This window comes from Stenotrophomonas sp. 78350_Sma, assembly GCF_056482105.1.
In genome coordinates, this window is the sequence record NZ_CM151182.1 from 2,791,277 (window position 1) to 2,805,013 (window position 13,737).

At 67.5% G+C, this 13,737-nt stretch carries 11 protein-coding genes; 6 read left to right on the forward strand and 5 right to left on the reverse strand.

Annotated elements, in window-relative coordinates; translation table 11 throughout:
- Window positions 1-357 precede the first annotated feature (357 nt).
- The 3 genes from ACZK4H_RS12970 to ACZK4H_RS12980 form a co-directional block, all read right to left on the reverse strand.
- Window positions 358-2,268: a CocE/NonD family hydrolase gene (locus ACZK4H_RS12970; RefSeq protein ID WP_099553205.1), complete on the reverse strand. Its 1,911-nt coding sequence runs from the start codon at window positions 2,266-2,268 to the stop codon at window positions 358-360.
- 152 nt (window positions 2,269-2,420) lie between these two features.
- Window positions 2,421-2,807, reverse strand: coding sequence for a DUF4440 domain-containing protein (locus ACZK4H_RS12975; protein ID WP_099553204.1), 387 nt, complete (start codon window positions 2,805-2,807; stop codon window positions 2,421-2,423).
- The gene (locus ACZK4H_RS12980) at window positions 2,807-4,165 is read right to left on the reverse strand and encodes an MFS transporter (RefSeq protein ID WP_099553203.1); all 1,359 of its coding nucleotides are present in this window, start codon (window positions 4,163-4,165) and stop codon (window positions 2,807-2,809) included. The genes ACZK4H_RS12975 and ACZK4H_RS12980 overlap by 1 nt, the downstream gene beginning before the upstream one ends.
- Window positions 4,166-4,270: 105 nt before the next feature.
- Between ACZK4H_RS12980 and ACZK4H_RS12985 the strand changes: the two genes are divergently transcribed.
- A complete protein-coding gene (locus ACZK4H_RS12985) occupies window positions 4,271-5,167 on the forward strand; it encodes a LysR family transcriptional regulator (protein ID WP_099553202.1) in 897 nt (298 codons plus the stop codon).
- 100 nt (window positions 5,168-5,267) lie between these two features.
- On the opposite strand, the gene ACZK4H_RS12990 is transcribed toward ACZK4H_RS12985, so the two are convergent.
- Window positions 5,268-8,063 carry a beta-glucosidase family protein gene (locus ACZK4H_RS12990; RefSeq protein ID WP_099553201.1) on the reverse strand — a complete coding sequence of 932 codons (2,796 nt, stop codon included), beginning with the start codon at window positions 8,061-8,063 and terminating at the stop codon, window positions 5,268-5,270.
- A gap of 337 nt (window positions 8,064-8,400) precedes the next feature.
- On the opposite strand from ACZK4H_RS12990, the gene ACZK4H_RS12995 reads away from it, so the two are divergent.
- Together ACZK4H_RS12995 and ACZK4H_RS13000 are read left to right on the forward strand one after the other, a co-directional pair.
- Complete coding sequence (locus tag ACZK4H_RS12995) at window positions 8,401-8,835, forward strand: VOC family protein (RefSeq protein ID WP_099553200.1); 435 nt, start codon at window positions 8,401-8,403, stop codon at window positions 8,833-8,835.
- A 186-nt stretch (window positions 8,836-9,021) separates the two neighbouring features.
- Window positions 9,022-9,726, forward strand: coding sequence for an AraC family transcriptional regulator (locus tag ACZK4H_RS13000; protein ID WP_099553199.1), 705 nt, complete (start codon window positions 9,022-9,024; stop codon window positions 9,724-9,726).
- Window positions 9,727-9,735: 9 nt separating this feature from the next.
- On the opposite strand, the gene ACZK4H_RS13005 is transcribed toward ACZK4H_RS13000, so the two are convergent.
- A complete protein-coding gene (locus ACZK4H_RS13005; protein ID WP_239503820.1) occupies window positions 9,736-10,614 on the reverse strand; it encodes a sterol desaturase family protein in 879 nt (292 codons plus the stop codon).
- Window positions 10,615-10,800: 186 nt separating this feature from the next.
- Between ACZK4H_RS13005 and ACZK4H_RS13010 the strand changes: the two genes are divergently transcribed.
- The 3 genes from ACZK4H_RS13010 to ACZK4H_RS13020 all read left to right on the forward strand — a co-directional run bounded on the left by ACZK4H_RS13010 (window position 10,801) and on the right by ACZK4H_RS13020 (window position 13,492).
- Window positions 10,801-11,706, forward strand: a complete 906-nt coding sequence (locus tag ACZK4H_RS13010; protein ID WP_099553509.1) for a LysR family transcriptional regulator — start codon at window positions 10,801-10,803, stop codon at window positions 11,704-11,706.
- A 92-nt stretch (window positions 11,707-11,798) separates the two neighbouring features.
- Window positions 11,799-12,449, forward strand: coding sequence for a DsbA family oxidoreductase (locus ACZK4H_RS13015; RefSeq protein ID WP_099553197.1), 651 nt, complete (start codon window positions 11,799-11,801; stop codon window positions 12,447-12,449).
- A 35-nt stretch (window positions 12,450-12,484) separates the two neighbouring features.
- A complete protein-coding gene (locus ACZK4H_RS13020) occupies window positions 12,485-13,492 on the forward strand; it encodes a cyclase family protein (protein ID WP_099553196.1) in 1,008 nt (335 codons plus the stop codon).
- The last annotated feature ends 245 nt before the right edge of the window (window positions 13,493-13,737 follow it).

Sequence of the window (13,737 nt, forward strand, 5' to 3'; positions counted from 1 at the left end):
TACCGCAGCCGCCTGAATCGACGTGCCATGGCCCAGCTCTGGTAGGTGTCGACCTTGGTCGACACGCTCCTGCGTCATCGCGGATGCCGGCCAGCGGCCGGCACTACCGCAGCCACCTGAATCGACGTGCCATGGCCCAGCTCTGGTAGGTGTCGACCTTGGTCGACACGCTCCTGCGTCATCGCGGATGCCGGCCAGCGGCCGGCACTACCGCAGCCACCTGAATCGACGTGCCATGGCCCAGCTCTGGTAGGTGTCGACCCTGGTCGACACGCTCCTGCGTCATCGCGGATACCGGCCAGCGGCCGGCACTACCGCAGCCGCCGGGCATCGCGCACCCGGCGGATCTCACCAACCTCAGTACACCGGAAGATCGATGTAGCTCGCCTGCGCGGCACTGTGCCAGACCCGCTGCGTGGCCTTCTGGTAATCGCCCGGCTTGGCCAGGTAGACGTTAGGCACGTAGGTCTGCGGGTTGCGGTCATACAGCGGGAACAGGCTGGACTGCACCTGCACCATCACCCGGTGCCCCTTCTGGAAGGTGTGGTTGGCGTTGGGCAGGTCGAAGCGGTACGGCAGCACCTGGTTCGACGCCAGCGGCTTCGGATCGCTGAAGCTCTCGCGGTAGCGGCCGCGGAAGATCGCCAGCGACACCGGCAGCTCGTAGCCCCCCATCTCCGGCGTCGACGCTTCCTGGTCCGGATACACGTCGATCAGCTTCACCACCCAGTCGCTGTCGGTGCCACTGGTCGAGGCCTGCAGGTGCACCACCGGCGCGCCGCCGATGCGCAACGGCGCGGTCAGCGGTTCGGTGATGAAGGTCAGCACGTCCGGACGACCATCGACAAAGCGCTGGTCCTTGACCAGCCAGGTGGTCCACATGTCGCGGTCACCGAAGCGGACCGGCCGCGGCACGAACGGCACCGGCTTGGCCGGGTCGGACACGTACTCCTCGAAGTCGCCCTCGCCCGCCGCCGGCGCCTGGAACGCCAGCTTGCCGCCGGCGCGCAGGTACAGCGGCTTGTTGCTGGCGGCACAGCCCTTGTCGCAGCTGCGTGGCCAGCCCTTCAAGCGGTCCCAGTGGTTCTCGCCAGTGTTGTAGATCAGCACCGGCGGCGTATCGGCCTTTGGCGCACCGTCCACCAGGTACTGGTCGAAGAACGGCTTGAGCACATCGCGGCGGAACTGCAGCGCGGTATCGCCATCGAACTTCAGCGCACCCAGCTCGCTGCCGCTGTAGTTCACCTGGCTGTGCCGCCACGGGCCCATCACCAGGTAGTTGCGGTTGTTGCCGCTGTCGCGCCCTTCCATCGCCTGGTAGGCGTGGTTGGCGCCCCACATGTCTTCCTGATCCCACAGGCCCTGCAGCCACATGGTCGGCACCTTCAACGGTGTCTTCGCCATCACCGCGTCCAGCGCCTGGCCCTGCCAGAAGCCATCATAGGCCGGATGCTCGACCAGCTTCTTCCACCAGGTCAGCTGGTCCACGCCGGTGAAGCGCGCGTAGTCGCCAGCCGAACCGATGCGCAGGAAGGTGCTGTAGTCGTCGTAGCCGAGGCTGGGCAGCGGCGTACCCTTGCCGCGCTTCTCGGTCTGCATCGCGAAATAGTTGAAGTTGACCTGGCGGAACGCGCCGTAGTTGAGCCAGTCGTCACCCATCCAGCCATCGACCATCGGGCTCTGCGGTGCCGCCACTTTCAGCGCCGGATGCGGGTCGGTCAGCGCCATCACCACGGTGAAACCCTCATACGATGAGCCGAGCATGCCGACCTTGCCATTGCTCTCCGGCACGTTCTTGACCAGCCAGTCGATGGTGTCCCAGGCGTCGGTGGAATGGTCGACTTTGGTGTTGTTCAACGGTCCGCGCAGCGGCCGGGTCATCACGTAATCGCCTTCGGAGCCATACTTGCCACGGATGTCCTGGAACACGCGGATGTAGCCGCCGTCGACAAACACCTCGTCGCCCTGCGGCAGCAGGTCGCGCATGCGCGGCGAATCACTGCGGCTGGCGCGTCCAGCGGCATCGTAAGGAGTGCGGGTCAGCAGGATCGGCGCGTTGCGGGCGCCCTTGGGCACCACGATCACCGTATACAGCTTGGTGCCATCACGCATCGGCACCATCACCACGCGCTTGTCGTAGTCACGACCGACATCGGGGGCAACGAAGGGCTTGCCGCTGATGTCCGGGGTCATCGGCGGGGTATCGGCGGCCAGCACAGTGCTGGACAGGCAAAGGGCAATGGCTACAGCGACGGCACGCACACGCATGGACAACCCCTCCCGGCAGGAAAGCCTCAAGCCTACTCCTGCCTTGAGTCGTGAAGTGTGTGCGGGCTTTGCATTCTGCGGTGGATGCAGGCAGGACTGATGGCACATGTGCCTGCCGTGCCGCTGCGCTCGCCGACGGCCGGTACTACCGGTCAGGCCACCGGCACTTCATGCAGCGCCAGCCAGCGCCAGCGTCCCTGCTCCTGGCGCAGCACCGCCAGCGATTCGCGCCATGTGGGCTGGCCTCCATCGACCGAATGCCCTTCGCGATAGCGCAGCACCGCCAGCGGCGACGGCGCATCCACCACCTGCACGGCGTCGATGGAAATCTGCAGGCCTGGGCGCGCGCCGTGACCACTCGCGAACAACGCCTGCACCGCCGGCCGATCCAACCGACGCCCGGCGATGCCGACCATGCTGAAGTCCGCGCAGAAATGCGCCATCAGATCATCCAGCGCATCCGCACCCACCTCGGCCCGGAACCAGACCTGTAGTTTGTCATGCAGGTAGTGGATTTCATGTTCTGCGGTGGTATCCATCAAGTGTTCTCCGGTTGCGAAAGGGTGATCCTCTGCGGCCGACGCAGCAACGCCATCGGCAACAGGGTCAGTACGGCGGCCAACCCCAGCGCCACGCGCGTGGCGCTTGCCGGCAGCCATTGCATGGCCAATGCCAGCAGCAGCGCAATGACGGCAGTACCGAGGCAGAAACTGAGCTGACGATTGAGGTTCCAGAGGGCACTTGCATCGCCCAGCACTTCATCCTCCACGCCGTGGAAGGCCAGCGTCTGCGCCGTGCTGCTGCACAGGCTGCCGCCCGCGCCCATCAGCGCGAACAACAGCGTGGCCAGGGCGAAGGCCGGCTGCGGCAGCAGCGCCATCAACAGCAGGCCGCTGGCCTGCAGGACCATGCCCGCACGCAACACCCTGGTTGCGCCAAAACGGGCCAGCAAGCGCTTGCTGGCTGTGATCGCAATGGCCGAGGCCAGCGCCCAGGGCAGCATCAATGCGCCGATGCGTGCGGCGCTGTAACCGGCCTGGTGCAGCTGCAGGGTACTGACCAGCTGGCTGCCGATGAACACACCGGGTACGGCCAGATAGATCAGCATCGCCAACCGCAGACCACGGTGGGACAGCAGCGACCAACGCAGCAGTGGCTGCACCTGCCGACGCGCATGCCGCAGGTGGGCCGCCGCCAGCAGCAGTGCGACCAGCAGCAACACGGCACCTGCGCCACGATGTCCGGACTCGCCCAGCCAGGTCAGCGCCAGCAGCAGCGCGCCCAGCGCCAGCATCGCGGTGGACAGCGCATAGGCCTGCAGGCGCGGCGCACTGCGCGCGCCATCGGCCGGCATCCAGGCCAGCACCAGGCCGATCGCTACCACCGCCAACGGCAGGCTGGCCCAGAGCACGCCGCGCCAGGACAACCACTGCACCAGCAGGCCGCCCAACGCGGGCGCCAGCGCCGGCACCAGCAGCGCCACCAGCAGGATGCGCCGGGTCAGCGCGCCACGCTGCCCGGGCGTGCACTGACGGTAGGCCGCCGCCTGCGCCACCGGAATCAGCAGGCCGCCGGCCAGCCCCTGCAGCAGGCGCCAGCCCAGCAGCCAGCCGATCCCCGGTGCTGCGCCGGCCAGCGCAGCGGCAACCGCGAACAACAGCAGCGCCACAAGCAGCAGACGACGCTCGCCACAGCGCGCGGCCAGCCAGGGGGCCAGCGGAATCACCACGCTCAGGCCCAGCATGTAGGCGGTGCCCACCCAGGCCAGGGTGCTGATGTCAGCGTGCAGTTCCGCGGTCAATGCCGGATAGGCCACCGTGGCGATGAACATGTTGACCAGGTCCAGGGCGAACACCAGCAGGAAGATCGCCTCATGGCGCAGGCGGGGGGACGGCATCGGCGGCGCTCCAGCAGGGAAGCGGCCAGCATGCCGTGCGGGCCTTGTTGGAAAAACACGACAACAACTGCAACACTGTCAAATCTACTTTGACAATGAATTGCCATGGTCAGCCTCGATCGCTTCGATATCTTCCGGGCCGTGGTCGAGGCCGGCAGCCTGACCGCTGCGGCCGATCGCCTCGGCCTCAGCCGCGCGGTGGTCAGCTTCAACCTGAAGCGGCTGGAGCAGGAACTGGGCGTGACCCTGCTGTTGCGCAGTACCCGCCACCTGGCCCTGACCGAGGCCGGCGAACAGTTCCTGCAGCACTGCTTGCAGGCGCTGGATGCCGCACAGGCAGCGATCGATGCCGCGCGCCGCGACCAGCATCAGCTGCAGGGCGTACTGCGCCTGACCACGACGCCGGAATACGCGCAGCTGCGCCTGATCGCAGCGCTGGAGGCCTTCCGTGCCCGGCATCCGGCCCTGCAGCTGCACCTGTCGACTTCACCGGCACCGGCCGACCTGATTCCCGAACGCTTCGATCTGGCGATCCGCCTCGGCCGCCTGCCAGATTCGGGCCTGCACGCCAGTGAACTGGAGCGCCACCCGCTGTGCGCGGTGGCGGCTCCGTCCCTGCTGGCGCGCCTACCCTCCGCCGAGGCGGCCGATGATCCTGTACAGCTGGGAACCCTGCCCCGCCTGGGCTACCCGCGTCTGGCCGATGTGCCGGTGGTGGCACCGGATGGCAGCGACGCCCTGTTTGCCACCAACCCGGGCAACGCGGTGGTGCGCGTGGATGGCGCCAGCAGCCTGCGCGCTTTCGCTGTGGCCGGCGCCGGGGTCACCGTGCTGCCACGCTGGCTGATCGAGGACGACCTGGCCCAGGGTCGCCTGCGGCCGGTACTGCGCCAGCACCGCTTCCCGCAGCAGAGCGTGTACGCGGTCTACCCGCACAGTACGCAGCCCTCACCAAAGGTGCGGCAGCTGATTGATTTCCTGCGCGACCGGTTCGCCACATAAAAAGGGGACGGAGGGGATTAAGTCGTTTATGCATAAACGACTTAATCCCCTCCGTCCCCTTTTTTCAGACACGGCCCTGTGCGGGCCGTGTCTTCAGGCATCAGCGCAGCACCTGCTCCACCAGCTGCACGTCCACGCTCTGCAGCGGTTCGGCGGCATTGCGCGACAGCTGCACCTGGTAACTGCCGCCGTCGATCTTCCACTGGCGGGCCTGCGCATCGTAGTGGGCCAGGGTCTTCGGCTCGGCTTCGATGCGGATGCGACGCTGTTCGCCCGGCTGCAGGGTCACCTTGTCGTAGCCGATCAGGCGGATCGGCGTGCTGCTGCCAGCCGGCAGCTTCAGGTACAACTGGGCCACGTCGGCACCGGCGCGCTCGCCGGTGTTGCGGATGTCGACGCTGGCGACCAGGCGCGAACCCTCCACGCTCACTTTCAGGTTTTCATAGGCGAACGAGGTGTAGGACAGGCCGTGGCCAAAGGCGAAGGTCGGGGTCAGGCCCTTGGCCGCCATCCACTTGTAGCCGACGTTGGCACCTTCGATATCGAAATCGAACACATCACCAAACGGCTTGGCCGGCTTGAAGCCGAGGCCGTCGATGTGCGGGCGCGGCAGCTGCGATTCATCCACCACCCAGGTCACCGGCAGGCGACCCGACGGATTGACCTGGCCGGTCAGCAGCGCGGCGATACCTTCGCCACCTCGGATGCCCGGGTACCAGGCCTGCAGCATCGCCGGCACCTGCGCCAGCCACGGCGTGCGCACCGGGCCGTTGGTTTCCAGCACCAGCACCGTCTTCGGGTTGGCCTTGGCCACCGCCGAGATCAGTGCGTCCTGGTTGTCCGGCAACTGCATGTCCGGCAGGTCCACCGATTCGGCGGCCCACTGCGTGGCGAACACGATGGCCACGTCGGCCTGCGCGGCGGCCTTGGCCGCAGCAGCGGCGTTGGTGCCGTCCACATACGTGATGGTCGCGTCCGGGCGCGCTGCACGCAGCGATTCCAGCGGCGAGGACGGGTGGAAGATCACCGGGCCCGGCCAGGTGGTCGGCAGCACACCCGGCACCGCATTGGTGCCCTTGGCGGTCACGCCCACCATCGACGAACCACCGCCACCGATCACGCCCTTGTCGGCATGGCCGCCGATGATGACGATGCGCTTCACGCTGTCGGCCAGCGGCAGCAGGTTGCCCTCATTGCGCAGCAGCACGCTGCCCTCTTCCACCGTACGCTGGGCCACGGCGAAACCGGCCTCCGCGTCGACCTTCTGGTGCTGCGGCGGGTTGTCGAAATTGCCGTGCAGGAACATCGTGCGCAGGATGCGCGCCACCATGTCATTCAGGCGCGCCTGCGGCACCACGCCGCCATGCACGGCCAGGCGCAGCGGTTCATCGAAGAACACCGCCGCGTCGAACACTTCACCGGCCGACTGCTGGTCCAGGCCCGCCAGCGCTGCCTTCGAACCGCTGTGCACGCCGCCCCAGTCGGACATCACGAAACCGGGGAACTTCCATTCCTGCTTCAGCACCTGGTTCATCAGGTAGCCGTTCTCGCAGCCGTAGGTGCCGTTGATCTTGTTGTACGAGCACATCGCCACGCCCGGGCGACCGGCGTCCAGCGCGATCTCGAACGCCAGCAGGTCCGACTCGTGCATGGCCTGTTCGCCGATGCGCACGTCGTGGAAGTTGCGGCGGGTCTCCATGTCGTTCAGCGCGAAGTGCTTCATCGAGGAGATCACGTGCTGGCTCTGCACGCCCTGGATCAGCGCACCGACCATCGAACCGGCCAGCAGCGGATCTTCACCGGCATATTCGAAGTTGCGGCCGTTGCGCGGGTCGCGCTGCAGGTTGACGCTGCCCGACAGCAGGATGTTGAAGCGCTGCTGCCACGCCTCGCGGCCCATTGTCGCGCCACCGGCAAAGGCGACTTCGCGGTTCCAGCTGGAGGCGGTGGACGGGCCCGAGGGCATCGCCGTGGCGAAATCGCCCGGGCGGATGCCGCCCGGATTGGTCACGCCGACGCCGGCATCGGCCGACTGCTGCGACGGAATGCCCAGCCGCGCCACGCCCGGCACGAAACCGGCCGAACCGACCGCGCCTTCCGGCAGCGGGCCACCGTCCTTGCCCAGCCCGAAGTAGCTGTGCAGCATCTGGAACTTCTCATCCTCGGTCATCGCCTTCAGCAGCAGCGCAGCGCGCGCATCGGCGTTGAGCGTGGTGTCCATCCACGGCCTGTCGCCATGCGTGTCGGCGGCATAGGCCAGGGTCAGCAGGGTGGCACGCAGGGTGCTGCCTTCCACCTTGAACGGCGCACTGCTGGCGGCCTGGAAACCGTCGCTGAAATAGCTGGCATCCGCTTCCAGCGCCACACGCGCCGGATCGAAGCCTGCGGCCTTGGCCGATTCACCAGCCACCGCGCCGAGCAGCACCGCCGGTGCACCCAGCCGCGAACGGGTGACCAGTGCCGGCAGCTGCGCGGCACCTGCACCGGCATCGGTATAGACCGCCACGGTGTGGCGGCCGTCGTCCAGGCGCAGGTAGTTCAGGCCCGGCTGGTCGGGGCCGGATTCAGCGGCGATCGGCAGCCGGGTCAGCACGGCCTGGCCGCGCTGGGTCTGGCCATCGTCCTTGCCCGCAGCAATGAAGCGGTATGCGTAGCCCAGGCCATCGGCCAGCACCTGCAGCGGATCGACCTGGCCGATGCCGCGCTGCACCTGGCGCACGCTCACCGCGTCCACCTGCAGGGTCTTCAGCTGGGCGGCCAGGGCCGGCATCGCCTCGGCGGTCGGGGCCTGTTCCAGGGTCAGCACAGTGAACGCGGCAGGGTCGGCCCAGGCCGGGGCGGCCAGTGCGGCAGACAGGGCCAGGGACAGTGCAAGCGGCTTTGTAAACGTTTTCATCGGCAGGCGTAATTCCGTTGCCAAGGCAATCGGTCCAGGGAAAGTGCCGCCGAAGGGTGCAGCGTTCATGCCGCGCAGGGGTTGCCAGGCAACGTCCCGCAGGCCGAAGGACGGGCCGGTCTGCGCGCGGGACCCTCCTCCCGGCGTGACAACCTGCCTGTCCGGGCCGCGCAGGGCGACCCAATCATGTGAAGATTGTGCGAGGGCGTTCACACCTGTCAACAGGACCTAAGTCACAGAGGCAACCCGGCCAGCGGTTATCAGGCCATCACCGGCAGTCATCAGTGCACCGCGCGGGGCTGCCGATAATGGAGGTCCCTGGCCACGAACCGAGCCCATGACCGTCCACCGCGACTTCGACCATCTCTGGCGTGACCGCTGCGATACGTCCAGCCAGCGCGCGCCGCGCGTGCTGATCCGGGTGTTCGTGGCCCCCGGTGAGCTGGAGCGCAGCGTGGCCTTCTACGAGCAGCTGCAGGGCGTGGTGGCCGATGCGGGGTTCCCGTTTCCGGAGGCCGGGCTGCGTCTGGCGATGGTCGGGGCGTTCCTGTTGATCGAGGGTAGCGAGGCGGCACTGGCGCCGTTCACCTCGACCACCGGGACACTGCTGGTCGATGACGTTCGGCCCTATCACGACAAACTGGTCGCGGCTGGCGCCAAGATCATCTTCCCGTTGCAGGTGGTACCGACCGGGGCGGCGTTCAATGCAGTGCATCCCGATGGCACGGTGGTCGAGTACGTGCATCACCGGCCGGATCCGCACGGGCGCTGAGGGCGCGCCCGGCACCCGCGGTAGTGCCGGCCGCTGGCTGGCAACCTCCATGCCGCGGACACCCCCGCCAACGGACCCACCCCGCCTTCGACAGTTTCTCGCGACCTGCAGTAGATCCACGCCATGCGTGGATGCTTCTTTTTTCCATTGTCGGAGTATTCGATTTCGATGGAGATTCATCCACGCATGGCGTGGATCTACAATCCCGTCATGTCCTCCCCCGCCCTGCCCTGGAATGGCACGTTGCTGCTGGATGCGCACGCCGCCGTGCTTCACGGTCATGCCGGTGACAGCGCCGCGCATGCGCACTACGCCCATCAACTGCTGTTGAGCGACGGTACGCCCTGGCAGGTCGAGGTCGATGGCGTACGGCAGCAGGGCCAGCGGCTGTGGCTGCCCTCCTTCCAGACACACGCGATCCTGTCGGCGCCGGAGGCGGGCTGCACGGTGTTCCTTGAGCCGGCGCATGCCGACCTCGAACAGATCCAGCAGCACCTGCACGCGCTGCCCGGCACTGCGATGGAACTGCAGGACTGGCTGCCACGATTGAGCCGCGCGCAGCCACTGGACCGCCGCGTGCAGGCAGCATTGGCCCGTATCGCCCAGCAGCTTCCCGGCCCGGTGCCGGCCGCCGACATCGCCGAGGCGGCGCACCTGTCCACCAGCCAGCTGCACCGGCGTTTCCAGGCCGAGCTGGCGGTGACCCTGCGCGGCTGGGTGCTGTGGCAACGGCTGCGCAACGCGCTCATGCATCATCTGCGCGGACACAACCTGACCGACAGCGCGCATGCCGCTGGATTCGCCGATCTGGCTCATCTGTCGCGCAACCTGCGCCGCATGTTCGGCATCGGTGCCGCGCAGCTGCAGGGCCTGCAGCTGCACGCGGGCTGACATGTTCGATCATTCGCGCCTGCGCAGGCCTTCCGGCAGCTCCGGCACGTCACCATGCGGCAGCTCGCGGAACGGTGCCAGCAGCTGCCCCGGATAATCGCGCGGATAGTCCGGCTGGCTGCCGATGCCGAGGTCGTGCTGCCGCAGCCGATAGCCCGGCGCATCGAAGGCGGTCCCCAACAGGTGATCCCAGATGGTCAGGAACAGGCCGAAGTTGACGTCGCCAGCGGTGCCGTAACGCATGTGGTGGAAGCGGTGCAGCGGCGCCCAGGCCATCACCCGGCCCAGCACACCGGGACGCATGTCCACGTTGGAGTGCTGCAGCAGCAGCTGGATGGCAATGGCGAAGGCCAGCACCGCAGCCACCGGCATCGGCAGGCCCAACAGCAGCAGCGGCAGCACGCCACCCACCGCTTCGGCTGCCTGGTGCAGCGGATGCTTCATCAGGCCGTTGAAGCCGTACATGCGGGTGACGCTGTGATGCACCGCATGCAGCCGCCACAGCCAGCCGATGCGATGGCTGGCGTAGTGCACCAGGGTGATGCCCAGGTCGGCGCAGACGATGGCCAGCAGCACCTGCAGCGCGAATGGCCACTGCAGCGGCCACAACTGCCACGGAATGATTGCCGCCAGCAGCGGCACCGCCGCGATCGACAGCAGGTTCAGGCTTTCGTTGACCAGTGCATGCAGGGTGTCACGCAGGCTGTCGCCGTGGTCGTGGTTGAACGCCGGGTCATACGGCCACGCGCGTTCGGCGGCGAACGAGAGCCCGATGGCAAGCGCCAGCAAGGCCAGCAGCCACAGCGGGTCACCGTGGCAGTGGCCGACCCAGACGACGGCAGCGGCAACGAAACCCAGCAGGAACAGCGGGGCATACAGGCGGAGCATCCAGTGCTTCATGGGCAACCCGGAGAATGAGGGGGCTGCATGCTGGCGCAGCGTATGGGCTGCCGGCTTGAACAAACGGCGCAAGTGCGTGCCGCGGGTGGATGCGGAGCGTGGTCGGCACCGTGTTTCCTGCATCCACGCGTGGCGTGGATCTACAATGGCGCCCTCATCGCACCCGGGGCCGGCATGGATTCCTTCAACCTGATGCGTGCCTTCCGCCGCATCGTCGAACGCGGCGGGCTGGCCCGCGCTGCCGAAGACCTGGGCATGTCGCCCGCCGGGCTGAGCAAGCAGCTGCGCACGCTGGAAACTCACCTGGGGGTAGTGCTGCTGCAGCGGACCACGCGGCGCATGAGCCTGACCGAGACCGGCCACGCCTATTATCGCGAATGCTGCCGCCTGCTCGACGAGCTGGATGCATTGGAACGTGGCATTGCCGAGCAGCGCGGCGAGGTGGCCGGGCGCCTGCGCGTCAATGCCCCGCAGTCGTTCGCGCTGAGCACGCTGTCGCCGCTGCTGCCACGCTTCCTGCAGCAGCACTCGCAGCTGTCGCTGGACCTGGTGATGGAAGACCGGTTGCTCGACGCGGTTGGCGAGGGTTTCGATGTGTCGCTGCGGCTGCGTGCCGAACTGGATGATTCACGCCTTGTGGCGCGCCGGCTGGCGTCGCTGCAGCAGGTGCTGTGCGCGGCCCCGTCCTACCTCCAGCAGCATCCGGCACCGCAGGCGGTGGACGATCTGCAGGCGCACAGCGTGCTGGCCTACAGCCTGTCCGACTCCCCCGGCAGCTGGCCGCTGCTCGGCCCCGATGGCCAGGTGACGATCACCCTGCCGGCGCGTGTCACCGTCAACAACAGCCTGCTGCTGCGCGACCTGCTGGTGGCCGGCATGGGCATCGGCGCCCTGCCCTCGTTCCTGGCGGCACCGGCGCTGGCCCGTGGCGAACTGCAGCAGGTGCTGCCCGACCACCGCTATCCGCCGCGCTTCGTGCATGCGGTCTACCCCACCTCGCGCCACCTGCAGCCCAAGGTGCGTGCCTTCATCGATTTCCTGCACGCCGAGCTGCCCGGCTGCGCCGGACTGGATTCGTAACCGCCAGCGAAAACTGAGCTGCCCGCGGCGTGCTGTTTCGGCCACGCCGCGCTGCCTAATCTGCCGCCTCCCCTCTCACCGATGGCAGGCAGATGTCTTCCGCTCCTTCCCCCGCCACCGCAGCGCCAGTGGTCGATTTCTTCCACGACGTGGTCTGCGGCTGGTGCTTCGTGCTGGCCCCGCGCCTGCAGCAGGTCTCGGCCGAACTCGGCATCCAGGTGCGCCACCGCAGCTTCGTGCTGCAGGACTCGCGCGCGCAGATGGTCGAGGTGTTCGGCTCGATGGAGCGCGCCAAGGCGATCATCCTGCGCCACTGGACCGACTGCGCCGCGCATGAAGACACCGCGCGCATCGATATCGAAGGCATGCGCGCACAGGACTTCGAGTATCCGTCCGGCTGGCTCGGCGCACTGGCCTGCCAGGCCGCCGGCATGCTCGGCGGCAATGATGCCCATGGCGCGATGTTCGATGCCGTGCAGTGGGCGCACCTGCACCAGCACCGCAACATCGGCGATGCCGAAGTACTGCTGGATATCGCCGAATCGCTGGGCCATCCACGTGGCGCCTTCGCTGACCACATGCACAGCGACGTGGTGCGCCAGCGCGTGCAGGCCGATCGTGCCGAAGCCGCTGCCCTCGGCATCCGTTCCATACCCACCGTGATCGGCGGCAACGGCCTGCGCCTGCAGACCCTGCCGCTGCCGCAACTGCGCCAGGCCCTGGCGCACCTGGTCGCGGCCTGAGCCGCACCATCCCCCACCCTGCAAGGAGATTTCCCATGACCCCACATACCCTGGCCACCGCGCTGGCCCTGCTGCTGGCCGGCACCGCCGCGTCCACCCCCGTGTCCGCGCACGAACGCGTTCCCTCCGGCCAGCAGGTCGGCACCAGCCCCTGGGGGCCGAAGGACGAGATCGGCCGCCTCAACCTGATCACCGAGGCCTCGCGTGCGGCGATCCTGTCGCGGGTGAGCGGCGGCAAGGCCTATGACCTGGCCACCGACTACTACGTCGGCATGCCCAGCTGGCAGGATGCCGGCGACCCGCACTACCAGTTCTGGATGACCCACACCCCGCGCGGCACGGTGATGGATGATCCGATGGGCGTGGGCGAAACCATGAACCTCACCCGCAGCTACACCGGCACCGCGTTCTCGATGTACAGCCACACCGGCACCCACATCGATGCGCTGAACCACTTCGGCATCCATGGAAAGATCTGGAACGGCTTCGAGGCCGACAAGCACCTCGGCGACCGTGGCTGGAATGTCACCGGCATCGAGAAATTCCCGCCGCTGATCGCGCGTGGCGTGCTGATCGACGTGGCCGCCGCCAAGGGCGTGGACATGCTGCCGGACAGCTACCGCGTCACCCGCCAGGACCTGAAGGATGCGCTGGCACGCCAGAAGGTGAAACTGCAGCAGGGCGACGTGGTGCTGATCCGCACCGGCCGCATGCGCCTGTTCGAACAGCCCAAGGCCTACATGGCCAACCCGCCGGGCATGGGCCTGGACGCGGCGCGCTTCCTGGTTGAAGACAGCGGCGCGATGATCGTCGGCGCCGACAACCTCAGCTTCGAGACCTTCCCCTCGGAGGTGTCTGACGACTACGTGCCGCTGCACACCTACCTGCTGGCCCAGCAGGGCGCGCCGATCATCGAGCTGGTGGCGCTGGACGAACTGGCCCGCGACAAGGTCTACGAGTTCGCCTTCATCGGCGGCCCGCTGAAGATCCGCGGTGGCGATGCCGCGCCGCTGCGCCCGGTGGCGTTGCCGGTGCGCCCGTAACCGGCACCGTTGCCCCATCCACGCATGGCGTGGATCTACCGGACTGCGGCATGGATTGGTCGGGGCTCTGTCCAGTAGATCCACGCCATGCGTGGATGCTTTAGCCCTTCAGCAACCTGAAACCCGACCCTCCGATTTCATTAGTAATTCTACTCACAACGCGAGTAGCATGTCCGGTCTCAGCCCCTGATACCGGCCCGTCGATACTCGCTCCATGTCCGCCGTTTCCGCCCGTTCCTGCCGTT